The 22,554-nt window shown below is 75.2% G+C and carries 21 protein-coding genes; 13 read left to right on the top strand and 8 right to left on the bottom strand.

Annotated elements, in window-relative coordinates:
• The first annotated feature begins 41 nt into the window (after positions 1-41).
• Positions 42-1,967 carry a chromosomal replication initiator protein DnaA gene (locus IEY37_RS01580; protein ID WP_188939739.1) on the top strand — a complete coding sequence of 642 codons (1,926 nt, stop codon included), beginning with the start codon at positions 42-44 and terminating at the stop codon, positions 1,965-1,967.
• A 203-nt stretch (positions 1,968-2,170) separates the two neighbouring features.
• Here IEY37_RS01580 and IEY37_RS01575 read toward each other — a convergent pair whose 3' ends face one another.
• On the bottom strand, positions 2,171-3,655 hold the full coding sequence (locus IEY37_RS01575; protein WP_188939738.1) for a class II fumarate hydratase: 1,485 nt from the start codon (positions 3,653-3,655) through the stop codon (positions 2,171-2,173).
• Positions 3,656-3,868: 213 nt separating this feature from the next.
• On the opposite strand from IEY37_RS01575, the gene IEY37_RS01570 reads away from it, so the two are divergent.
• Positions 3,869-4,417, top strand: a complete 549-nt coding sequence (locus IEY37_RS01570) for a DUF4245 domain-containing protein (protein ID WP_188939737.1) — start codon at positions 3,869-3,871, stop codon at positions 4,415-4,417.
• 173 nt (positions 4,418-4,590) lie between these two features.
• Here IEY37_RS01570 and IEY37_RS01565 read toward each other — a convergent pair whose 3' ends face one another.
• From IEY37_RS01565 to IEY37_RS01545, 5 genes are all read right to left on the bottom strand, one after another.
• Complete coding sequence (locus tag IEY37_RS01565) at positions 4,591-5,151, bottom strand: gluconokinase (RefSeq protein ID WP_188940140.1); 561 nt, start codon at positions 5,149-5,151, stop codon at positions 4,591-4,593.
• 95 nt (positions 5,152-5,246) lie between these two features.
• The gene (locus IEY37_RS01560) at positions 5,247-6,836 is read right to left on the bottom strand and encodes a GntP family permease (protein WP_188939736.1); all 1,590 of its coding nucleotides are present in this window, start codon (positions 6,834-6,836) and stop codon (positions 5,247-5,249) included.
• A 229-nt stretch (positions 6,837-7,065) separates the two neighbouring features.
• Positions 7,066-7,305 carry an exodeoxyribonuclease VII small subunit gene (locus IEY37_RS01555; RefSeq protein ID WP_188939735.1) on the bottom strand — a complete coding sequence of 80 codons (240 nt, stop codon included), beginning with the start codon at positions 7,303-7,305 and terminating at the stop codon, positions 7,066-7,068.
• On the bottom strand, positions 7,302-8,672 hold the full coding sequence (gene xseA / locus IEY37_RS01550) for an exodeoxyribonuclease VII large subunit (protein WP_188939734.1): 1,371 nt from the start codon (positions 8,670-8,672) through the stop codon (positions 7,302-7,304). The genes IEY37_RS01555 and xseA overlap by 4 nt, the downstream gene beginning before the upstream one ends.
• On the bottom strand, positions 8,669-9,805 hold the full coding sequence (locus IEY37_RS01545) for a hypothetical protein (RefSeq protein WP_188939733.1): 1,137 nt from the start codon (positions 9,803-9,805) through the stop codon (positions 8,669-8,671). Before IEY37_RS01545 ends, xseA begins: the two co-directional genes overlap by 4 nt.
• Positions 9,806-9,903: 98 nt before the next feature.
• Between IEY37_RS01545 and IEY37_RS01540 the strand changes: the two genes are divergently transcribed.
• On the top strand, positions 9,904-10,878 hold the full coding sequence (locus IEY37_RS01540) for a 4-hydroxy-3-methylbut-2-enyl diphosphate reductase (RefSeq protein WP_188939732.1): 975 nt from the start codon (positions 9,904-9,906) through the stop codon (positions 10,876-10,878).
• A 258-nt stretch (positions 10,879-11,136) separates the two neighbouring features.
• Here IEY37_RS01540 and IEY37_RS01535 read toward each other — a convergent pair whose 3' ends face one another.
• Together IEY37_RS01535 and IEY37_RS01530 are read right to left on the bottom strand one after the other, a co-directional pair.
• Positions 11,137-11,613 (bottom strand): DUF6542 domain-containing protein, encoded by a 477-nt coding sequence (locus IEY37_RS01535; RefSeq protein ID WP_188939731.1) that lies wholly within the window; start codon positions 11,611-11,613, stop codon positions 11,137-11,139.
• A gap of 4 nt (positions 11,614-11,617) precedes the next feature.
• A complete protein-coding gene (locus IEY37_RS01530; protein ID WP_229673529.1) occupies positions 11,618-13,192 on the bottom strand; it encodes a DNA recombination protein RmuC in 1,575 nt (524 codons plus the stop codon).
• Between the two features lie 133 nt (positions 13,193-13,325).
• Here IEY37_RS01530 and IEY37_RS22720 point away from each other — a divergent pair, with 133 nt between their 5' ends.
• From IEY37_RS22720 to IEY37_RS01485, 10 genes are all read left to right on the top strand, one after another.
• Positions 13,326-13,466 carry a putative leader peptide gene (locus IEY37_RS22720; RefSeq protein ID WP_373298232.1) on the top strand — a complete coding sequence of 47 codons (141 nt, stop codon included), beginning with the start codon at positions 13,326-13,328 and terminating at the stop codon, positions 13,464-13,466.
• Between the two features lie 91 nt (positions 13,467-13,557).
• A complete protein-coding gene (locus tag IEY37_RS01525; RefSeq protein ID WP_188939730.1) occupies positions 13,558-15,336 on the top strand; it encodes a nitrite/sulfite reductase in 1,779 nt (592 codons plus the stop codon).
• Positions 15,336-15,539: a hypothetical protein gene (locus tag IEY37_RS01520; RefSeq protein WP_188939729.1), complete on the top strand. Its 204-nt coding sequence runs from the start codon at positions 15,336-15,338 to the stop codon at positions 15,537-15,539. The genes IEY37_RS01525 and IEY37_RS01520 overlap by 1 nt, the downstream gene beginning before the upstream one ends.
• Entirely contained in the window at positions 15,536-16,240 is a 705-nt protein-coding gene (locus IEY37_RS01515; RefSeq protein ID WP_188939728.1) for a phosphoadenylyl-sulfate reductase, read from the top strand. Before IEY37_RS01520 ends, IEY37_RS01515 begins: the two co-directional genes overlap by 4 nt.
• The gene (gene cysC / locus IEY37_RS01510) at positions 16,237-16,893 is read left to right on the top strand and encodes an adenylyl-sulfate kinase (RefSeq protein WP_188939727.1); all 657 of its coding nucleotides are present in this window, start codon (positions 16,237-16,239) and stop codon (positions 16,891-16,893) included. The genes IEY37_RS01515 and cysC overlap by 4 nt, the downstream gene beginning before the upstream one ends.
• Positions 16,890-17,915, top strand: coding sequence for a sulfate adenylyltransferase subunit CysD (cysD, locus tag IEY37_RS01505; RefSeq protein ID WP_188939726.1), 1,026 nt, complete (start codon positions 16,890-16,892; stop codon positions 17,913-17,915). The genes cysC and cysD overlap by 4 nt, the downstream gene beginning before the upstream one ends.
• An 86-nt stretch (positions 17,916-18,001) precedes the next feature.
• Positions 18,002-19,579, top strand: a complete 1,578-nt coding sequence (locus IEY37_RS01500) for a sulfate adenylyltransferase subunit 1 (protein WP_188940138.1) — start codon at positions 18,002-18,004, stop codon at positions 19,577-19,579.
• A 34-nt stretch (positions 19,580-19,613) separates the two neighbouring features.
• Positions 19,614-20,750: an ABC transporter substrate-binding protein gene (locus tag IEY37_RS01495; protein WP_188939725.1), complete on the top strand. Its 1,137-nt coding sequence runs from the start codon at positions 19,614-19,616 to the stop codon at positions 20,748-20,750.
• Positions 20,751-20,824: 74 nt separating this feature from the next.
• Complete coding sequence (locus IEY37_RS01490; RefSeq protein ID WP_188940137.1) at positions 20,825-21,592, top strand: ABC transporter ATP-binding protein; 768 nt, start codon at positions 20,825-20,827, stop codon at positions 21,590-21,592.
• Positions 21,579-22,550, top strand: a complete 972-nt coding sequence (locus tag IEY37_RS01485; RefSeq protein WP_188939724.1) for an ABC transporter permease — start codon at positions 21,579-21,581, stop codon at positions 22,548-22,550. The genes IEY37_RS01490 and IEY37_RS01485 overlap by 14 nt, the downstream gene beginning before the upstream one ends.
• Positions 22,551-22,554 lie beyond the last annotated feature (4 nt).

Genomic DNA, 22,554 nt, shown 5'->3' with positions numbered 1-22,554 from the left:
GGCCGGCGGCCGGTGCGTCAAGATGAGCCGGTGATGACCCGGTGAGCGGCCCCTCTGACGCCCGGACCGCCGCCCGCACGCGGCGCTGGCTGGCCTGGAGTTTGGCCGCGGTGGCGTTGACCGGCGGCGTGCTGGTCGCCGGCCCGGGCGGGACCGTCACCCCGGTGCGGGCCGCCCCGGCTCCCGCGGCGACCGGCGCGGCGACGGGTGCCGCCGCGCCGGGTGCTGCCGGGACGGGTGCTGTCGGGACGGCGGCTGCGGTCACCGGAGCCGCCGCCACGGGCGCCGCGGTCACCGGAGCCGTGGCGGAGGCAGCCGCCGCGCCGGCGTCCACCGCGAGCGGTCCGGTGCGCCTGCTGGTCGACCCGGCCACCGCGCTGGACCCGGCGGGCGCCCGCATCACCGTGTCGGGCAGCGGTTACAACGCCGGTGTCCCGCTGCTCGTCGCCGTGTGCGCCGCCGGTGGCTCGTCGCTCGACGACTGCGTGGGCGGGCCGGTGCCGGCCGGGAACGGCAGCACGGCCTGGGCCTACGTCACCGGTGACGGGGCGGCGCCGCCGGACGGCGGCGGGGTGCGCGCCCGGTTCGGCCCCGGCGGCGCGTTCTCCGTGCAGCTGCGACTGCCGGCCGTCGGCTCCGGTCCAGGACCCGACTGCACCACCGCGCGGTGCGCGGTGGTCACCCGCCCCGCCACCGGCGGCGACGACGGCGCCCTGTCCGTCCCGGTGTCGTTCGCCGGGGGACCGACCACCGGGCCGACGACCGCCTCCACGACCCGTACGACCACCGCGAGCAGCACCTCCACCACGACGACCACCTCGACCGCCACGTCCACGACGGAGTCGAGCACGACCTCGTCGTCGACGGAGACGTCCAGCCCGCCGCCGACCAGCATCTCCACCCGGCCGGCGCCCTCGACGCTGGCCGCGAAGACGATCCGGGCCGACACCATCGCCGCCGGCGCGCAGCAGCAGGTCGCTTTCCTGGGCTTCGACCCGGGCGAGAAGGTGACGGTGCTGCTGTTCTCCGACCCGATCCCGCTGCCGTCCCGCACGGTCGACCAGTCCGGCTTCGTGGTCATCGACTTCACCGTGCCCGCCGACCTGGCGCCCGGGACGCACGTGCTGCAGGTGACCGGGGCGCGGTCGCGGAACGTCGGGATCGCCCGGTTCGAGGTGACCGCCCCGCCGGCGACCACCACGAGCTCGACCGCACCGGCCCCCACGCCGACCGCGTCGCCGACTCCGAGCTCGACGCCGACGACGTCCACACCGGCCAGCAGCTCCGCGCCGGTGAGCACGGCGGCGTCGTCGGCGGCCCCGCCGATCCCCGCCCCGGCCGCGCCGACCAACACCCGGCCGGTGTGGCCCTGGTTCGTCCTCGGCGGCCTGGTCCTGCTGCTGGCCGGCTTCGGCATCTTCATCTGGGGCCAGCGCCGGCGCCGGCTCGACGAGGAGCAGGAGCGGGAACGGACCCTGGCCGCGGCGGCCGCCGAGGAGCACCAGCGGGCGGTCCGGGCGCTGCGAGATGCCAACGCCGACGCGCCCACCACGCAGCTCGGCCCGTACGGCCATCCGGAGCCGCCGCCGTTCGGCGCCGACCCGGGGCTGCTGTCGGGTCGCGACGACCCCTACAACCCGCCGCTGCTGTCCGGTCGGCAGCCGTACCCCTCGCCGGGTGGGTCGCCGGGCGACGCGCCGACGTTCCGGCCCGGGTCGGAGCCGGCGCGCCCGCCGCTGTCCCCGGAGGGTGACCCGGGCAGCGGGCCGGGCACCGAGCAGTGGCGGCCGGACTGGGCCGAGGGCAGCGGCCGCCGAGCGCAACCCGGGCCCGACGAGGGCCCGTCGACGCAGCAGTGGCGTCCGGACGACGAGGGGCAGCAGCAGTGGCGTCCGGACGACGGGGGACCGTCGACGCAGCAGTGGCGTCCGGACGACGACGACCCGTCGGGACCGCCGCGGCGCTGATCGCCCGTGCCCGTGCAGTCCGGTCGTGTCCGACCGCTTTGCCGTGGGACCGGGTCCTGTCGGGCCGGTCCACTTGTGGCCGGTCCACCGGGGAACCGGGTCCTGCCGGACCGCTGCTGCCCGCCGGTCGGCGCCGCACCGGCGCTGGCCGGCCGGGGGTGACGCCCCGGGGACCGCCTCGGCGGCCGCCCGTCAGCAGCAGGTCAGGGGTGCGTCATCGACAGCACGTCCAGGGCCGCATCCAGCTGTTCCGCGGACACCTTCCCGGACTCGACGTGCCCGCGCTCGAGGACCACGGCCTTGATCGTCTTGCCGTCCTTGAGCGCCTGCTTGGCGATCGAGGCGGCCTCCTCGTAGCCCAGGTAGCGGTTGAGCGGCGTGACGATGGACGGCGAGGACTCCGCGTACGCCAGGCAGCGCTCCTCGTCGGCGACGATGCCGTCGATGCAGCGGTCGGCCAGCAGCCGGGTCACGCTGGACAGCAACCGGATCGACTCGAGCAGGTTCCGCGCGACGACCGGCAGCATGACGTTCAGCTCGAACGTCCCGGTGGTGCCGGCGAACGCCACGGTGCTGTCGTTGCCGATCACCTGCGCCGCCACCATCAGCGTGGCCTCGGGCAGCACCGGGTTGACCTTGCCGGGCATGATCGACGACCCGGGCTGCAGGTCCGGCAGGTGGATCTCGGACAGGCCGGCGCGCGGGCCGGACCCCATCCACCGGATGTCGTTGCAGATCTTGACCAGCGCGACGGCCACGGTCCGCAGCTGCCCGGACGTCTCGACCAGCCGGTCGACCGAGCCCTGCGCCTCGAAGTGGTTGCGCGCCTCGGTGAAGGGCAGCCCGGTGACCTCGGCGAGCCGGTCGATGACCTTGGTCGTGAAGCCGGGCGGGGTGTTGATGCCGGTGCCGACGGCGGTGCCGCCCAGCGGCAGCTCGGCCAGCCGGGGCAGCGACGACCGCAGTCGTTCCACGCCGCCGCGGATCTGCGCGGCGTACCCGCCGAACTCCTGCCCGAGGGTGACCGGGGTGGCGTCCATCAGGTGCGTCCGGCCGGACTTGACGACGGCGGCCCACTGCTCGGCCTTGGCCTCCAGTGCGGACGCCAGGTGCTCCAGCGCCGGCACCAGCTCGCGGGTGACGCCCTCGGTCGCGGCGACGTGGATCGACGTCGGGAAGACGTCGTTCGAGGACTGCGACGCGTTGACCCGGTCGTTCGGGTGGACGGTGCGCCCCAGCGACCGGGTGGCCAGCGTGCCGATCACCTCGTTGGCGTTCATGTTCGAGCTGGTGCCCGATCCGGTCTGGAACACGTCGAGCGGGAAGTGCTCGTCCACCTCGCCGGCCGCGACCTGCTCGGCGGCGGCCTCGATGGCCGCAGCGACGTCCTGGTCCACGACGCCCAGCTCGGCGTTGACCCGGGCCGCCGCTCCCTTGATCAGCGCGAGGGCACGGATCTGGCTGCGCTCGAGACCGCGGCCGGAGACCGGGAAGTTCTCCCGGGCCCGCTGGGTCTGCGCCTGGTACAGCGCGTCGGCCGGTACCCGCACCTCGCCCATGGTGTCGTGCTCGATGCGGAAGCCGGCCTCCGCGCCACCGCCGCCGGCGGTCGCTGCGGGCGGTGCGTCGAGGGCGGTGGAGGGGCGTCGACCGGCCCCAGGGGCGAACTCGCCGTTGTGTTCTGCCATGCGGCAACGGTATCGGCGGCCCGGCGGGGCGATCCACCACGCCCGGCCCGATCTTCCTCACAGCGACGGCCCGGCCGCGCGGCGGGCGGTGCGGGTGTGCGGCCGGCGTGCTCGTCCGGCGGGTGGCGGTCGAGGGGTCGCGTGCGGTCGGTGGCCGCGGTTCTCCCGCGGCGGCCGGCGGGTGCGGCCGATGCCGCGTGGCACGATGGCGACGTGGCGGGACGGCGGAACAAGACGCTGCGCGACATGCTGCTGTCGATGGCCGTCATCCTGGTCGGCGTCTTCGTCATCGCGCTGTTCCAGGGCGGCGTCTCGTTCGCGCCGGGCGGCGTCAGCGGCGGTTCGGTGCCCAGCGCGGACATCGGCACCGGTTTCGCGAACGCCCAGGCCGTGGTGGGCTTCCCGGTCGTCGCGCCGCGGAACATCCCGTCCGGCTGGCAGGGCAACTCCTTCACCACCACGCCTCCCGGCGGCGCGGGTGCGGCGCCCGCCGCGGTCCGTGCCGGGTGGGTCACCCCGTCCGGTGCCTTCGTCACGCTGATCGAGTCCGCCGGGGCGCCCGACGCCGTGCAGCGGGCGGAGCTGGGCGTGGCCGGCTCCGCCACCGGCAGCATCGACGCCGGCGGCGCCACCTGGACGGTCGTCCCCGGCCGGCGGTCGGAGATGGCCTGGATCCGCACCACCGGCGGTCTGACCTACCTGATCACCGGCAGCGCCTCGGGCACCGACTTCACCACCGTCGCGGAGTCCGTCGCAGGCTAGGCGGATCCGCCCGGGTCGGGACGTGCCCGCGCAGCGCCGCCACCGTCCCGGCGACTCTGTCCCGGCCTGTCCCGGCGACTCGGCCGCCATGGCCGGTGCCGTCGCGCTGATCCGCGGGTCGGCCGGCTCGTCGCCCGGCGGTCGTCGCGGCTGTGGAGGGCGCCGGCCGTCCCTCAGCCGGGCGGACGCCCGCCGCGGGGCGGCACCGAGGACGTCCCGGGGCGGGAGGCGCCGAGTGCGCTGGACCCGGGCTCGGGCGCCAGCCGGAGCCGCTGCACCACCTCCGCCGCCTCCTGCGCCGGCCGCCGGCCGGCGATGTCGACGGTCAGCACCTGCTCGTCGGGTCCGGGCGGCTCGAGCGTGGACAGCTGGGAGTCCAGCAACGCCGCCGGCATGAAGTGGTTCACCCGGGCCGCCATCCGCGCGCCGATCATGTCCCGGGATCCGCGCAGGTACACGAACACCACGTCAGGGCCGCGCAGCACGTCCCGGTAGCTCCGCTTGAGGGCCGAGCAGGTGATGATCCCGGGCAGCCCGGCCATGGTGTGTTCCATGATCCAGGACGCCACCGTCTCCAGCCAGGGCCAGCGGTCCTGATCGGTCAGCGGCGTCCCGGCGGCCATCTTGGCGACGTTCTCGGGCGGGTGCAGGTCGTCACCCTCCTCGAGGTCCCACCCCAGCTGGCCGGCGAGCAGCGCGGCGACCGTCGACTTGCCGGACCCGGACACCCCCATCACCACCAGGACCGGCTGCTGGTGCCCCGGCTCGCGGCGCAGCCGGTCGGCCTCCGGGTCCGCGGCCGTTCCGCCGTCGGGTGGCTGCGTCACCGTCACAGCACCAGGCTCAGCAGGAGGACGCCGACCAGGCCGCAGACCGAGATGACGCACTCCATGACGGTCCAGGTCTTCAGGTTCTGCCCGACGGACAACCCCAGGTACTGCTTGACGAGCCAGAAGCCGGCGTCGTTGACGTGCGACAGGAACAGCGAACCGGCTCCGATCGCCAGCACCATGAGCGCCACGTGCGAGCTGGACAGGTCGGCGGCGACGGGCGCCAGGATGCCGGCGGCGGTCACCGTCGCGACGGTGGCGGACCCGGTGGCGATGCGGATCGCGACGGCCACCAGCCAGGCCAGGAACAGCACGGACAGCTTGCTGCCGGCGGCCGCGTCGGCGATGACGCTGCTGATCCCGGTGTCGACCAGGACCTGCTTCAGGCCGCCGCCGGCGCCGACGATGAAGATGATGCCGGCGATCGGCGGCAGCGAGTGCTCGAGCGTGGTGGCGATCCGGGCCCGGTCCATCCGCGCCGGCAGGCCCAGCAGCGCGATCCCGGCGAGCACCGCGATGGCCAGCGCCACGACGGGGGTGCCGAGGAAGTCGACGACGGACTTGACCGTGCCGGTCGACTTCGGTGCGACCACGTCCGCGACCGCCTTGGCCAGCATCAGCACCACCGGGAGCAGGATGCTGACCAGCGCGGCGAGGAAAGTGGGCCTGGGCCGGTCGGCGGCCGCGCCGCCCGCGGTGCCGGCTCGCGCCGGTGTGGCGCCGCCGCGGGCGGGCATGCCCCCGCCGGCGCCCCCGGGCCCGGTTCGCGGCCGGGTGGTGGCGGCGCTCGCCCGGGCTCCCGGCCGGGTGAGCGTGCGGGTGCCGCCGCCGCGCAGCTCGGCGTCACCGGAGCCGTCGCCCAGCTCGTGGCGCTCCTGCTCGGCCGACTCGGCCTGGAACAGCTCGGGGGCCGGGACGTCGACCCAGCGCGCGGCCAGCTTGCTGAACAGCGGGCCGGCGATGATCGCGGTGGGGACGGCGATCAGCACGCCCAACGCGAGCGTCAACCCCAGATTGGCGTTCAGCGCGGTGACGGCCGTCAGCGGCCCGGGGTGCGGCGGCACCAGCCCGTGCATGACCGACAGCCCGGCCAGGGTGGGGATGGCGACCCGCATCAACGGGATCGAGGCGCGGCGGGCGACCAGCACGACGACCGGGATCAGCAGGACCAGGCCGATCTCGAAGAACATCGGCAGACCGATGATCGCGCCGACCAGGGCCATGGTCCACGGCAGCGACCGGGGACCGGATCGGGAGACGAGCGTGTCGACGATGCGGTCCGCGCCGCCCGAGTCGGCCAGCAGCTTGCCGTACATGGCGCCCAGCCCGATCAGCACACCGACGCTGCCCAGCGTCGAGCCGAACCCGTTCCCGAAGCTCGTCACCGCGCCGGCCGCCGGCAGCCCGGCGCCGATGCCGATGCCCACCGCGCCGAGCGCCAGCGCGAGGAAGGGGTGCAGTTTCAGCCAGGTGATCAGCACGACGATGACCACGATGCCGACGACGGCCGCGATGATCAATTGGGCGGTGCTGCCGGACGGCTTCGGCTCGTCCGCCGCGAGCAGGACGGCGGTGGTCGCGATGTGCATGGGGTCCCCGATCCGCAGCAGAGCGACGGCCTCGTCGCTGACCGGCTGATTGTGGTCCCCGGCCCTGCGGGCTCTTCCGGCGCGGTCCCCACACCGGTCCTGAGCTGCCCCAGGTGGTGGGCGGGCCGCGGCTGCACGGCCCCCGACGGTGGTGGGCGAGCCGGCGGCCACCCCAATGGCGCCCCGCCGCGCCGACCCTCGGGCGGCGTCCGGAGTGGACGGGTCCGGCTCAGTCCTCGTCGGCGCGGGCCAGAGCCGCCTCGACGCGTTGCCGGGCACCGTCGAGGAAGCGGGTGCAGATGCGCGCCAGGTGCTCGCCGCGCTCCCACAGCGCCAGGGACTCGTCCAGCCCGAGCCCGCCCGCCTCCAGTCGCGCGACGACCTGGGCGAGCTCGTCCCGCGCGTGCTCGTAGGTCGCCGGGTCCGGTCCGGTGCCGGATCCGTCGGTGGCTGCAGCGCGGTTGCTCACGTCGTCCTCCTCGCCCTGCGGGCCGCCCGGGTCGGTGCAGCCGGTCCGCCGTCCGCCGTCCCGTCCACCGGATCGGGCTGCTCGGTCCCCAGGCTGCGGGCGGCCAGCGCTCCGTCGGCGACGCGGATCCGCAGCTGCGCTCCGGCCGGTGCCTCGTCCACCGACCGCAGCACAAGGTGGCCGACCTGCACGACGGCGTACCCCCGGGCCAGGGTCGCGGCCGGTCCGAGGGCAGTGAGCTGCGCCCGGCGGTGCGCGACGTCGCGATCGTCGCGGTCGATGCGGGCGGTGATCACCGCGCGGCCGCGGTCCCGCCAGCGGCCGATCTCGTCCGCCCGGCGCTCGACCGGCGCCAGCGGGTCGGCGAGCACCGTCGCCGCGGTCAGCCGGGACAGCCGGGCGGCCTCGCCGTCGACCCAGCCGGCCAGTGCCCGGCGGGCCCGGGTGCGCAGTCCGTCCACCGCCGCCGCCTCCGCCCGGGCGTCCGGGACCACCCGCTTGCCGGCGTCGGTGGGTGTGGAGCAGCGCACGTCGGCGACGTCGTCGACGATCGGGTGGTCCGGCTCGTGGCCGATCGCCGACACCACGGGCGTGCGGCAGGCCGAGACCGCCCGGCAGAGCGCCTCGTCGGAGAACGGCAGGAGGTCCTCGGTGCTGCCACCGCCACGGGCCAGCACGATGACCTCGACGTGCGGGTCGGCGTCCAGCCGCTGCAGCGCCGCGATCATCTGCGTCACCGCCGAGAGTCCCTGCACGGCCGGGTTCTCCACCCGGAACCGGACGGCGGGCCACCGGGCGCGGGCGTTGGCCAGCACGTCCGACTCGGCGGCGCTGGCCTTGCCGGTGACCAGCCCGACGGTGTGCGGCAGGAACGGCAGCCGGCGCTTGCGTTCCGGGGCGGTGAGGCCCTCGGCGGCGAGCAGCCGGCGCAGCCGCTCGAGCCGGGCGAGCAGCTCACCTAGGCCGACGGGATGCAGCTCGTCGGCGCGGAAGGACAGCGACCCGCGCGGTGCGTAGAACTCGAACCTGCCGTGCACCACGACCCGCGCGCCCTCGGTGGGCGGCACGGGCAGCGCCGCCAGGGTGCTGCGGGCGCAGGTGACCTGCAGGGAGATGTCGGCCGCCGCGTCGCGCAGCGTCAGGAACACCGTGGCCGCGGCCGAGGAACGGCCGAGCTGGGCGATCTGCCCCTCGATCCAGGCGGCCGGCGCCCGGTCGACGTACTGCGCCATCCGCTGGGCCAACGCCCGCACCGGCCAGGGGTTCTCCCGACTGGTGTCGGCCGCCGTGGCCGGGAAGGGTGCCGGGCGGCCGCCCGCGCTGGTCCCCGACGCGGCCGGCCCGCCGGCCGTCGCCGGTGGTGTCACGACGACCCGTGCTCCAGGGTGGTCAGCCGGTTCGACAGCAGGGTCAGGTAGGCGGCGCGGTTGGCGCCCTCCTCCTCCTCGCGGAGCAGCTGGCGCACCTGCGGCTCACCGAGCTGGTCGACGTGCGCCTTCAGCTCGGCGGTGGTGAGCAGCAGCGGGTCCTGGGCGACCAGCGGCCCGGCTCCGGGCGGTGCCGGCAGGTCCGCGGGTCCGGGCACGCCGGCAGCGGGTGGGACGGCGGCCGGCCCGTCGGGACCGCCGACCGTGATCGACGACGTGCCGGCGCCACCGGCACCGGAGTCCCGGGCGGCGGTCCCGCGTGGGCGTCGGGTCGCCCGGGCCGCGGTGCCGCTGCCGGGTGTGGTGCCGCTCGGTGGGCGGGTGGCGCGCGGGGTGCGGCTGCGGGTGCCGGCGGTGTGCGGCGTCTCGGCGGCGGCCCGGGCCCGGCGCGCCGCATCGGCAGATGCCGAACCCTGACCGCCGCTGCTGGCGGGCGTGTCGAACTCGTCGACGCCGGCCGGCTCGGTACCGGGCGTCGGGGTGCCGGCCTGCCGGCCGCGCGCGGCGGCCCGGGCCCGGGCTGCGGCCCCGGCTGCGGCGGCGGCCCGGGTCGCGCCGGTGCCGGTGGCGCCACCGGTCGCCGGTGCGTCCACGGCGGCTCCGATCGCCGAGGCGGCGGCCGCGATGTCGGCCGCGTCCGCGACGGGCGACTCGCCGCCGAGGCCGGCCCGCGCGCCGGCACCGGCCGTCGCAGTGCCGGCGCCCGCGGCTGTGCTCGGTGCGCCCGCGGCTGCGGCTGTGGCGGTGCCTGCGGCCGTCGCCCCGGTGCCGCCCGCCCCGGTCCCTGGTCCTGCTGCGGTGGACGGTGCACCGGCGCCGGTGTCCTGGTCCTCGTCGAACACGGCCCATGCCGGCGCGGTCTCCGGGCGACCGGTCAGGCCGGACAGCACCTCGTCGCCGCGGGTCGCGAGCTCGGCGACCTGCTGCCGGAAGCGGAGCGAGAGCCGGAAGGCCTGGCCCGCGGCGGACACCGCGAGCACCGGCAGATCCTGGGGGAGGGCGCGGAGCCGGTCCTTGGCCACGCCGGCCAGGCCGGCGGCCACACGGATCGGGGTCGGCAGTGTGAGGGCCATGACACCAGCCTGCCGTATCCGGAGGTGGTCCGGTGGCCGGGGGCCGTGCGGGACCGGGATCACCGGGACGGTGCGTCCCGCCCGCCTACCATGGAGGCATGACGGAACCTGGCGCATCCCGGCCCAAGCGGGTCCTGCTGGCCCGCCCGCGCGGGTACTGCGCCGGCGTCGATCGTGCCGTGGTGACCGTCGAGAAGGCGCTGGAGCAGTACGGGGCGCCGGTCTACGTCCGCAAGCAGATCGTCCACAACAAGCACGTGGTGGCGACGCTGCAGGCGAGGGGTGCGGTGTTCGTCGACGAGACCGACGAGGTGCCCGAGGGTGCCGTGGTGGTGTTCTCCGCCCACGGCGTCTCGCCGGCGGTGCACGAGCAGGCCCGGGCCCGGGACCTGCGGGTGATCGACGCGACGTGCCCGCTGGTCACCAAGGTGCACAAGGAGGCGGGCAGGTTCGCGGCGGACGGCTACGAGATCCTGCTGGTCGGCCACCGCGGTCACGAGGAGGTCGAGGGCACGCAGGGCGAGGCGCCCGATGCCATCCAGGTCGTCGACAGCGCCGCGGACGTCGACGCCGTGCAGGTCCGGGATCCGGAGCGGGTCGTCTGGTTGTCCCAGACCACCCTGTCGGTGGACGAGACGCTGACCACGGTGGACCTGCTGCGCAAGCGGTTCCCGCTGCTGACCTCGCCGCCGAGCGACGACATCTGCTACGCCACGCAGAACCGCCAGGAGGTCGTCAAGCAGATCGCCGGCGACTGCGACCTGGTGCTGGTCGTCGGCTCCCGGAACTCCTCCAACTCGGTACGGCTGGTCGAGGTGGCGCTGGACGCCGGTGCCCGTACCTCACACCTGGTGGACGACGCGGGGGAGATCGACCCGAGCTGGCTGGACGGCGTGTCCACCGTCGGCGTCACGTCGGGTGCATCGGTGCCGGAGGACCTGGTGCAGGGTGTCCTGGGCTGGCTGGCCGGCCGCGGCTTCGGCGACGTCGAGGAGTTCACCGCGGCGACCGAGACGCTGACCTTCTCGTTGCCCAAGGAGCTGCGGCGCGACCTGCGGCCGGCGCGGAGCTGACCCCGGCGCGGCGGTGACCCCAGCGATCGGCACGGAGCTGACCCCGGCGCGGAGCTGACCCCGGCGGCCGGCGCGGACCGGCCGGGCGGGTGCAACGGGCGAGGTCCTCCACGACCGGCGAGGCGCGCAACGGCTGGGCGCCGGTCCGTCCGGTGCTGCCTTCAGCACCGGAGCTCCTGGCCGCCGTGCGCGGCCCGGGCTGTGCAGCCTCAGGCTTGTGCGGTCCGGGGCTGGCGGCTCCGGCTTCTGGGTCGCGGATCAGGCGTGCGCGCGGCGTCCTGCGGCGGTGCGGTCGGCCGGGCGGCGCAGCGCCTGCGCGAGGATCCGGATGAGTCCGAGCACCAGCCCGACCGCCGTGCCGATGGCCATCGTGGGGAACGCCTGCACGACGGCGATCAGGGTCAGCGTGAGCCGGCCGGAGATCGTCAGCAGCGACACCACCAGGTCGACGACCAGCAGGACCAGGGGCGCCTGCACCATGGCCGTGAAGATCGACCCGCGCCGTACCGCCAGCGCGGCCGCCGCGATGCCCACGACGAGGCCGACGAGCATCCCGGCACCCAGGCGTCCGCTCACCGCCTGGTCGATCACCGCGCCGACCACCGTGGCGGCGACCGCGACCAGCACCGCCGCCCAGGACGGGATGCCGCGCACCGACGGCAGGACGCTGGCGTCCGCGGGGTCGGGTCGCCGGTCCGCCGACGGGGACGGGGGGCCGGGTCTCGCACTGCGCACCCGGTCACGGTAGCGGTCCGGGCGTGCCGAACCCGTGAGTCGCGGGCGGTGGGTCAGGGTGGGCGGCTCCGCCGGGACCCGAGCGCTGCCCATGCCGTGGTGGCTCCGTCCCGCCGCCCGCGCCGGCAAGCCGGGCATCGTCCGTGCCGGTCGCGGCCCCTCGCTGCCCGACGCGCCGTCCGGCCCGAGCGGGGTGGGTACCGACCGCTGCGCGCCCGTACCGTTCGTCCCACTCGGCGGCCGCGTCGAGCGGTGGAACCGGCGCGGAACGGAGGACGTCCGGGGGCGGCTCCCCGCGGTCCCGACCCCGCCTCCCCGTCCCCGACCGGAGGGTCGTCCCGGCCCCGGCCCCGGCCCCGGCCCCGGCCCCGGCCCCGGCCCCGGCCCCGGCCCCGGCCCTGGCCCCCCGGTGCTCGTCACCGTCACCGTCGAGCTCGTCACCGCCGGGGACCGCCTCGTCCGGTACCGCACGGGGGCGCTCCGCTTCGCCGGGGTCCGGGGCGTCCCGCCGCCACCGGTCGACGTCCGGATCCCGCACCGTGCTGGCGAGCGGGTCGAGGGGCGGCAGCGGGTCGCCGCCGGCTCCCAGGTCCGACAGCCGCCGGGCCGTCACCATCACCCGGCTCTGCACGGAGCCCATCGCGGCGTTGTAGGCCTGCACCGCGCGGTCCAGCGACCGTCCCAGCGCGGTCAGGTGCCCGCCGACCGTGGCGAGGCGGCGATGCAGGTCGCGGCCGAGCAGCAGGATCTCCTCCGCCGACTCCGCCAGCCGCTCCTGGCGCCACCCGAACGCGACCGTCCGGAGCAGGGCGATCAACGTCGTCGGCGTCGCGATGACCACCCGCTGCTCGAAGGCGTGCTCGGCCAGCCCGGGGTCCGCCTGCAACGCCGCGTCGAGCAGGGCCTCGCCGGGGACGAACAGCACGACGAACTCCGGCGCCGGCGAGAACGCCTCCCAGTAGGCCTTGGCGGCCAGCGCGTCGACGTGCGCGCGGAGCGCGCGGGCGTGCGCCTGCAGTCGTGCCCGTTCTACGCCCGGCGGGCCGGCCGACCCCTGCTGCAGGGCGAGCCACGCCTCCAACGGCACCTTGGCGTCCACCGGGATGCTGCGCCCGCCGGCCAGCCGCACGACCAGGTCCGGTCGGACCCCGCCGCCGAGCGCGTCCGCACCGCGGACCTGGCGGTCGAAGTCGCAGTGCTCGACCATGCCGGCCAGCTCGACGATGCGCTGCAGCTGCAGCTCCCCCCACCGCCCCCGCACCGACGGCGAGCGGAGCGCCCCGGCCAGCGCTCCGGCCTGCCGGCCCACCTCCGCGGACACCTGCTGCAGCGACGCCACCTGCTGCGACAGTCCGGCGTACGCGCCGGCGCGGCTGCGTTCGACCTCCCGCAGCTGCTGCTCCACCCGGTCCAGGGCCGAGGCGGCCGGAGCGAGCAGGGCCGCCACCTCGGCCCCGGTGGCCGCGGGACGGGAGCCGGCCCGCCGGCGCATCGCGCCCAGGACCAGGCCCAGTGCCAGCCCGACGGCCAGCCCGACGGCCAGCAGCAGGGCCCCGACGAACAGCTGGGCAGTGGTCACGGGCAGAGCATGGCCGAGGGCACCGACAGTCCCCGTCGTGGCGCGGTCGGGGCCCCGGCGCGGGTGGTCCCGTCGGACGTGCCCGGCAGGTCGGCGGGGGCGCCGCGCCGTCGGCGGGTGACCGGCGTCCCACATGATGAGCAGCCTTCCCAGTAGGTGGTACGTCGCCGCGGGCGCTAGGCTGACCCGCATGTCTGCACGGGTGCCGTTGGTGGGCCGCCGCGAGGTCGACCTCGTGCGCGTCGCCAGCGCCGTGTGTTGCGCCGGCCGCTGACGCCCGCCACCGCCCGCCCGGGTGGTGCCGCGCCCCCTGGCACGGTCCCGTTCGACGTTCGTGCCCCGGGGTGCCCCATCGACACCCGAGGATGCCCGTGCCTGCTGTCCCGACCCACCCTTCCGTGCGTGCTGCTGCCGGCGCTGCGGCCGAGGTCGCCGCTCCGGCGACCGGTGCGGCGGCGGCGTCGTCCGCCGCTCCGCAGGGCCGCCCGCAGCGGCGCCCGCAGGCGGCCCGCGGCCAGGGGCAGTGGGCGCTCGGCCACCGGGAGCCGCTGAACCCCAACGAGCGGATGAAGCGGGACGACGACGGCCTGCACTGCCGGGCGCGCATCGAGAACGTCTACCGTCACACCGGGTTCGACGGGATCGACCCCGGTGACCTGCGGGGGCGGTTCCGCTGGTGGGGCCTGTACACCCAGCGGGCACCGGGCATCGACGGCGGCCGCACCGCCGTCCTCGAGCCGGAGGAGCTCGAGGACAAGTTCTTCATGCTCCGCGTCCGGCTGGACGGCGGCCTGCTGACCACCGACGCGCTGCGCGCCATCGGCACCGTGTCCACCCGCTACGGCCGCGACACCGCCGACCTGACCGACCGGCAGAACGTGCAGCTGCACTGGGTGCGGATCGAGGACGTGCCCGACATCTGGCAGGAGCTGGAGGCGGTGGGCCTCAGCACCGCCGAGGCGTGCGGCGACACCCCGCGGGTCATCCTCGGCTCGCCCCTGGCGGGCATCGCCGAGGACGAGATCCTCGACGGCACACCGGCCATCGAGGAGATCCAGCGGCGCTACATCGGCAGCGAGGAGTTCTCCAACCTGCCGCGCAAGTTCAAGACCTCGATCTCCGGTTCGCCTCGGCAGGACGTCGCCCACGAGATCGCCGACGTGGCGTTCGTCGGCGTCGTGCATCCGGAACTCGGCCCGGGTTTCGACGTCTGGGTCGGCGGCGGGCTGTCCACCAACCCGATGCTCGGCCAGCGGCTGGGCGTGTTCTCGACCCTCGACGAGGTGCCGGACATCTGGGCCGGCGTGGTGTCGATCTTCCGGGACTTCGGCTACCGGCGGCTGCGCAACCGGGCCCGGCTCAAGTTCCTGGTGGCCGACTGGGGTATCGCCCGCTTCCGCGAGGTGCTCGAGACCCGGTACCTGGGACGGGCCCTCACCGACGGCCCCGCCCCGCCCGTCCCGGACGGCCCCCGGGACCACGTCGGCGTGCACCGGCAGCGCGACGGCCGCTTCTACGTCGGCGTGACGCCGACCGTCGGCCGGGTCAGCGGAACCCTGCTGACGGCACTGGCCGACCTGGCCGAGGCGCACGGGTCCAAGCGCGTGCGCACCACCACCGATCAGGGGCTGGTCGTCCTGGACATCGCGGCCGACCGAGTCGATTCGCTCGTCGAGGGGCTGGAGGCCCTCGGCCTGCACACCCGGCCGTCCACCTTCCGGCGGAACATGATGGCGTGCACGGGCATCGAGTTCTGCAAGCTGGCGATCGTCGAGACCAAGGCGCGCGGCATGGCGCTGGTCGACGAGCTCGAGCGGCGCATCGGCGACCTGGACGTGCCGCTCACCATCAACATCAACGGCTGCCCCAACGCCTGCGCACGCACGCAGATCGCCGACATCGGGCTCAAGGGCATGATCGTCACCGACACCGCGGGGCGGCAGGTGGACGGCTTCCAGGTGCACCTGGGCGGAGGCCTCGGCCTGGACGCGGGTTTCGGCCGGAAGGTGCGGGGCCACAAGGTCACCGGCGACGAGCTCGCGGACTACGTGGAGCGCGTCGTGCGCAGCTTCCAGTCCTCCCGGGAGCCGGGGGAGCGGTTCGCCCAGTGGGTCGCCCGGTCCGACGAGGAGGCGCTGCGGTGATGACCGAGAACCGCGCTCCCGCCCAGTACTGCCCGTACTGCGGCGAGACGAACCTGTGGCCGCACGAGGACTCGCACGGTGCCTGGCGGTGCGGTGACTGCTACCGCGTCTTCGCGGTGCGGTTCATCGGCGTGGCCGGCCGCGGCGGCGATCCCGTCGGCGTCCCGGCGGCGGGCTCCACCGGACCGGACGTGTCGGCGTGATCGGCACGGTGCGCAGCCCGGCCGAGCTCCGCGGGCTCGCGGAGGCCGCGGCGGTCCGGCTGGAAGGGGCCCCGGCCGAGGAGATCCTGCGGTGGGCGGCCGACGAGTTCGGCGCGGGGCTGGCCGTGTCGGCGTCCATGCAGGACACCGTGCTGGCGCACCTGGCATCCCGGGTGGTGCCGGGCCTCGACGTGCTGTTCCTGGACACCGGCTACCACTTCGTCGAGACCCTCGGCACGGCCGATGCCGTGGAGGCGGTGTACCCGGTGCGCCTGCGCCGGCTGCTGCCGCTGCAGACCGTCGCCGAGCAGGACGCCCGCTACGGCAGCGCCCTGTACGCCCGGGATCCTGACCTGTGCTGCGCGCTGCGCAAGGTGGCGCCGATGAACCGGGCCCTGGAGGACTACGAGGCGTGGGCCACCGGACTGCGGCGGGCCGAGTCGGCGTCCAGGGCCGCGACGCCCGTCGTCGCGTTCGACGAACGCCGGCAGCGGGTCAAGATCGCGCCGCTGGCGGCGTGGACCGACGACGACGTGGACCGGTACATCTCGGCACACGGCGTGCTGGTCAACCCCTTGCTGTCCGCGGAGTACCCGTCGATCGGCTGCGAACCGTGCACGCGTGCGGTGCGGCCCGGTGACGACCCACGCTCCGGCCGGTGGGCCGGTCGGGCCAAGACCGAGTGCGGGCTGCACACGTGACCGCCGCCGCTGCCACCCGTCCCGGGACGGAGGCCACCACGGGCGCGCGACGCGGGGTGACGCTCTGGCTGTCCGGCCTGCCCAGCGCCGGCAAGACGACCCTCGCCCTGGCGGTGGCCGACGAGCTGCGCCGACGGGGCACCGACGTCGAGGTGCTCGACGGCGACGAGGTGCGCACGCACCTGTCCGCCGGACTCGGGTTCAGCCGCGCCGACCGCGACACCCACGTCGACCGCATCGGTTTCGTGGCCGAGCTGCTCGCCCGGCACGGGGTCACGGTGCTGGTCCCGGTCATCGCCCCGTACGAGCGGGCCAGGGAGCTGGTCCGCCGGCACCACGCGGAGCACGGCACCCGCATGCTCCTGGTGCACCTGTCCACCTCGTTCGAGGTCTGCGCCGGGCGCGACGTGAAGGGACTGTACGCCAAGGCGCTCCGCGGCGAGATCCGGTCGATGACCGGGGTGGACGACCCGTACGAGGTGCCGCCGACGCCGGACCTGCGACTGGACACCGGCCGGCTGTCCCTGGACCAGTCGGTCGCCGCACTGCTGGACCTGGTGGCCGGGGACGCCGACGGGGCTGCCGCCGCAGCGCCCGCCGGCACCGTGGCGCACCCACCGGCCCACACCTCCGCGGACGGAGAACCCTCGTGACGACCGCCACCACAGCGCCGGCCACCACACCACCCACCACCACGGCGTCCGCCACCACGCCGTCCGCGACCACGCCGTCCGTCAGCACGCCGCCCGCCAGCACGCCGACGGCCCGGACCGCCGGTGGCCGTCGGCGCGGCCACCTGCACGACCTCGAGTCCGAGGCGGTGCACATCCTGCGCGAGGTCGCCGGCCAGTTCGACCGGCCGGTCGTGCTGTTCTCCGGCGGCAAGGACTCCGTCGTCGTGCTGCACCTGGCGCGCAAGGCCTTCCACCCGGCGCCGGTCCCGTTCGTGCTGCTGCACGTGGACACCGGCCACAACTTCCCGGAGGTCCTCGAGTTCCGGGACCGCGCCGTGCAGCGCGCCGGCGCGCGGCTGATCGTGGCCGCGGTGCAGGACTGGATCGACGACGGCCGGCTCGCCGAACGACCGGACGGCACCCGCAACCCGCTGCAGACCGTGCCGCTGGTCGACACCATCGTCGAGCAGCGCTTCGACGCGGTGATCGGCGGCGCCCGGCGGGACGAGGAGAAGGCCAGGGCCAAGGAGCGGATCTTCTCGCTGCGGGACGCCTTCGGGGGCTGGGATCCACGCCGCCAGCGACCGGAGCTGTGGGACCTGTACAACGGCCGCCACGCGCCCGGCGAGCACGTGCGCGTCTTCCCGCTGTCCAACTGGACCGAGCTGGACGTCTGGTCCTACATCCGCGCCGAGGGCATCGAGCTGCCCGAGATCTACTACGCCCACGAGCGTCCGGTGTTCCGCCGGGACGGCATGTGGCTCACCCCGGGCGACTGGGGCGGACCCCGGCCGGGCGAGACGGTGGAGCGTCGCAGCGTCCGCTACCGGACCGTCGGCGACATGTCCTGCACTGGCGCCGTCGAGTCCGCCGCGGCCGACGTCGCCGCGGTGATCGAGGAGATCCGGGCCACCCGGATCACCGAGCGCGGGGCGACCCGGGCGGACGACCGGCTCACCGAGGCGGCCATGGAGGACCGGAAGCGGGAGGGGTACTTCTAGTGGCAGCCACCACGACCCGGGACGCGGCAGCAGGCCCGGACACGGCGACCGACACCACGACGGACGTCCTCGGTGTCGCCGACGGGATGTCGTCGCTCGACGCCGCGCAGTTCGCCGCGCACGCCGCCGACGGCGGTGCGGATATCGATGGCGATCCCGGCTCGGCCGAGGAGCGGCACGGGTTGCTCCGGTTCGCCACCGCCGGCTCCGTCGACGACGGCAAGTCCACCCTCGTCGGGCGGTTGCTGCACGACTCGAAGTCCGTGCTGGCCGACCAGCTGGACGCCGTGGAGCGCACGTCGCAGGCCCGCGGGCTGGCGACCGCCGATCTGTCCCTGCTCGTCGACGGGCTGCGGGCGGAACGCGAACAGGGCATCACCATCGACGTCGCGTACCGCTACTTCGCCACCCCCCGGCGCAGCTTCATCCTCGCCGACACTCCCGGCCACGAGCAGTACACCCGCAACACGGTGACCGGTGCGTCCACCGCCGACCTGGTGGTCATCCTGGTCGACGCCCGGACCGGCGTCGTGTCGCAGACCCGGCGGCACGCGGCGGTGGCCGCGCTCGTCGGGGTGCCGCACCTGCTGCTGGCGGTCAACAAGATCGACCTCGTCGACTTCGACGAGGACGTGTTCGACCGCATCGCCGCCGAGTTCGACGTCTACTGCCGGGAACTCGGGATCGGCGAGGTGACCGCCATCCCGATCTCCGCGCTGCACGGGGACAACGTGGTGACCCGGTCCGAGCGGATCCGCTGGTACACCGGACCCAGCGTCCTCGAGCACCTGGAGACCGTGTCCCTGGACGGCGATCCCGCCGCCGAGGACGCCGGCGGCCCGGCCGGCGCGCAGCCTGCGGCCGACCCGGCCGGGCTGCGGTTCCCGGTGCAGTACGTCATCCGGCCGCGGACGGCGGACCTGCCGGACTACCGCGGCTACGCCGGGCGGATCGCCGCAGGCACCGTCCGCGCCGGCGACCGGGTGGTCGTGCTGCCGTCCGGCCGGGACACCAAGGTGACCGGGATCGACACGGCCGACGGTTCGCTGCCGGAGGCCGGCGCCGGGGACTCGGTGGTGCTGCTGCTGGCCGACGACGTCGACATCGCCCGCGGCGACCTGATCGCCGGCGTCCACGACGCGCCGCCGCCGGTCACCGAGTTCACCGCGACCGTCGCCCACCTGGCCGACAAGCCGCTGCGACCGGGGCTGCGGGCCCTGCTCCGCTACGGCACCACGGCCGCACCGGTCCTGGTCTCGGCCATCGAGCACCGGTTGGACATCGACACCCTGGCCACCGACGCCGCCGCGGACGCCCTGCGACTCAACGACATCGGCCAGGTCCGGTTCCGACTGGCCGCGCCGTTGCCCGTCGAGGACTTCCGTCCCGGCGGAACCGTCGGGGCGCTGCTGGTCGTCGATCCGTCGGACGGGACGACCCTGGCCGCCGGGATGGCCGGCGACCGCCGCTCGGCGTTGCGGCCGCGGCCCGGCGGCGTGGTGCAGAAGGACGGCACGGTCACGGTGACGCCGGTCGTCGTCCCCGCCGCGCGGGACGAGGACCGATGTCCCGGCGACCGCCCGGCCGCCGAACGCGCGGCCGGGCCCGCGAACCACCGCGGTCCCCTCACCGACCCCGACACCCTGTCCACCCCCGGTCCCTGACCCCCGTCGAGCCCCGCTCCGGAAAGGCCCCGTCATGCTCGCAGCACCATCCCGCCGTCCCTCCCGGCACCGCCGGAGCACAAACCGGCTCGCCGCGGTCGCCACCGCCGCGGCCGCCGCGGTGCTGCTGGCCGGCTGCGGCTCCGGTTCGTCCTCTGCCGGCTCCAGCAGCGCGGCACCCGCCGCTTCCGGTGCCGCCGGCGGCACTGCGGCCGCCACCCTGCGGCTGGGGTACTTCGCCAACGTCACCCACGCCGCGGCCGTGCTCGGTGTCGCGGACGGGGGCTTCCAGAAGGCGCTGGGCAGCACCAAGCTCGAGACGCAGGTCTTCAACGCCGGTCCCGCGGCGATCGAGGCGCTCAACGCGGGAGCCATCGACGCCGCCTTCCTCGGCCCCAGCCCGGCGATCAACGCCTACGCCAAGTCCAAGGGCGAGTCGCTGCGGATCGTCGCCGGAGCCACCGACAACGGGGCCTCGCTCGTCGTCAAGCCGTCGATCACCTCGGCCGGCCAGCTCAAGGGCACCACCATCGCCACACCGCAGCTGGGCGGGACGCAGGACGTCGCGCTGCGGACGTACCTGGCGCAGAACGGGCTGAAGACCCAGACCACCGGCGGCAGCGACGTCGACGTGGTGAACCAGGACAACTCGCAGACCCTGGACCTGTTCCGGTCCGGCCAGGTCGACGGCGGCTGGCTGCCCGAGCCGTGGGCGTCCCGCCTGGTGATCGACGCGGGCGCCAAGGTCCTCGTCGACGAGGCCACCCTGTGGCCCCAGAAGCGGTTCCCCACCACGATCGTCGTCGTCGCCAAGGGGTACCTGGACGCGCATCCGGACACCGTCCAGGCGCTGCTGACCGGCGAGGTGGCCGAGGCGGGCGTCATCGCCCAGGACCCGACCGCGGCGCAGGCGAAGATCAACGACGCGATCGGCCAGCTGACCGGCAAGAAGCTGTCGGACGCGGTGATGGCCGCGTCCTTCAAGAACATCCAGGTGACGGTGGATCCGATGGCCTCCACGTACCAGGCGTCCGGCGAGCACGCGGTCACCGCCGGTCTGCTCAAGACCGCGCCGGACATCCAGGGGATCTTCGACCTCCGGTTGCTCAACAAGGTTCTCGCCGCGGCCGGCAAGCCCGCCGTCTCCGCGGCCTCGCTGGGACAGGAGTAGCCGTGACCGTCACGCTGCAGGACGACTCGGCCGCCGCGCCGTCTCCGGACGACGACCCGCGCGTCGTCCCACCGCTGCCGGTCCGACCGCTTGGTGCCGCCGGGGTGCAGATCGACGGCGTCAGCAAGGTGTTCCGCGGTCCCGGCGGCAGCACCGTGCACGCCCTGGATTCGATCGATCTCACCGTGGCACCCGGGGAGTTCGTCTGCCTGCTCGGTGCGTCCGGCTGCGGCAAGAGCACGCTGCTCAACCTCGTCGCGGGGCTCGACCGGCCGACCTCCGGCACCGTCCGGGTGTCCGGCCGCCCCGCGCTGATGTTCCAGGAGGCCGCGCTGTTCCCGTGGCTGACGGCCGGCGGCAACATCTCGCTGGCACTCAAGCGGGCCGGCGTCGCCCGCCGGGACCGGCCGGCCCGGGTGGCGGAACTGCTCGCGCTGGTGCGGCTCTCGGGCACGGCGGACCGGCGGGTGCACGAGCTGTCCGGCGGCCAGCGGCAGCGCGTCGCACTGGCCCGGGCACTCGCCCAGGGCGGTCAGGTCCTCCTGATGGACGAGCCGTTCGCGGCGTTGGATGCGATCACCCGCGACGTCCTGCACGACGAGCTGACCCGCGTCTGGAAGGACACCGGCCGCAGCGTCGTCTTCGTCACGCACAACGTGCGCGAGGCGGTGCGGCTGGGTCAGCGGGTGGTGCTGCTGTCGTCGCGGCCGGGGCGGGTCGTGGGGGAGTGGCCGGTCCGGATCCAGGGCCCGCGCACGATCGAGCACACGGAGGTGTCGGCGCTGGCCGCGCAGATCACCGTCCGCTTGCGGGAGGAGATCGCCAGCCATGCCGAGGCCTGAGGACCTCCGGCCGGTCGACACCGCCGGACCGGTCGGCACGGCGGGGTACCGGCCGGCCGGGCCTGTCCTGGTCGCGGCGGGCCCGGCCGAGCGGGTCGAGCGCGAGGACACCGCCGCCGTCGGCGCGGGTCTGGACGCGCTGGAACGCACGACGGACACCCGGCCGCCGGCCTGGCGACGGTTCCTGTCCGGTGCCTACCCGCCGGTCATCGCCCTGGTGGTGCTGCTGGGCCTCTGGCAGGTCGCCTACACGCAGCGGTGGAAGCCGGAGTATGTGCTGCCGTCACCGGCGAGCGTGTGGGACACGTTCGCCGGCATGGTGTCCGACGGGTCGGCGTTCTCGGTGATCTGGACGAGCGTCAGCCGCGGGCTGGTCGGCTTCGCGGCCTCCATCGTCCTGGGCACGGTGGTCGGGCTGCTGCTGTTCCGGTTCCGGTGGCTGCGGGCGTCCGTCGGCCCGCTGCTCACCGGACTGCAGTCCCTGCCGTCGGTCTCGTGGGTGCCGATGGCGGTGCTGTGGTTCGGGTTGACCGACGGTGCCATCTACGCCGTCGTGCTGCTGGGAGCCGTGCCGTCCATCGCCAACGGGTTGATCTCCGGCATGGACCAGGTGCCGCCGCTGCTCACCCGGGTGGGACGGGTGCTGGGCCTGGGGCCGGTGGGCCTGATGAAGGACGTCCTGGTGCCTGCCGCGCTCCCCGGCTACCTGGCGGGACTCCGCCAGGGCTGGGCGTTCTCGTGGCGTTCGTTGATGGCGGCGGAACTGATCGCCACCTCGAGCAAGCTGGGGCTGGGTCTCGGGCAGCTGATGGACCAGGGTCGCTCGCTCGGCGACCCGCCGACCATGTACACCGCGCTGGTGTTGATCTTCCTGGTCGGCATCGGCATCGAGCTGCTGTTCTTCCGACCGGTGGAGCGCCACATCCTGCGGGTGCGTGGGCTCGCGCCCGCGACGTGACGGG

It is taken from the genome of Nakamurella endophytica (assembly GCF_014646215.1).
Classification (GTDB): domain Bacteria; phylum Actinomycetota; class Actinomycetes; order Mycobacteriales; family Nakamurellaceae; genus Nakamurella; species Nakamurella endophytica.
This window is presented reverse-complemented; position numbering and strand designations above follow the sequence as displayed.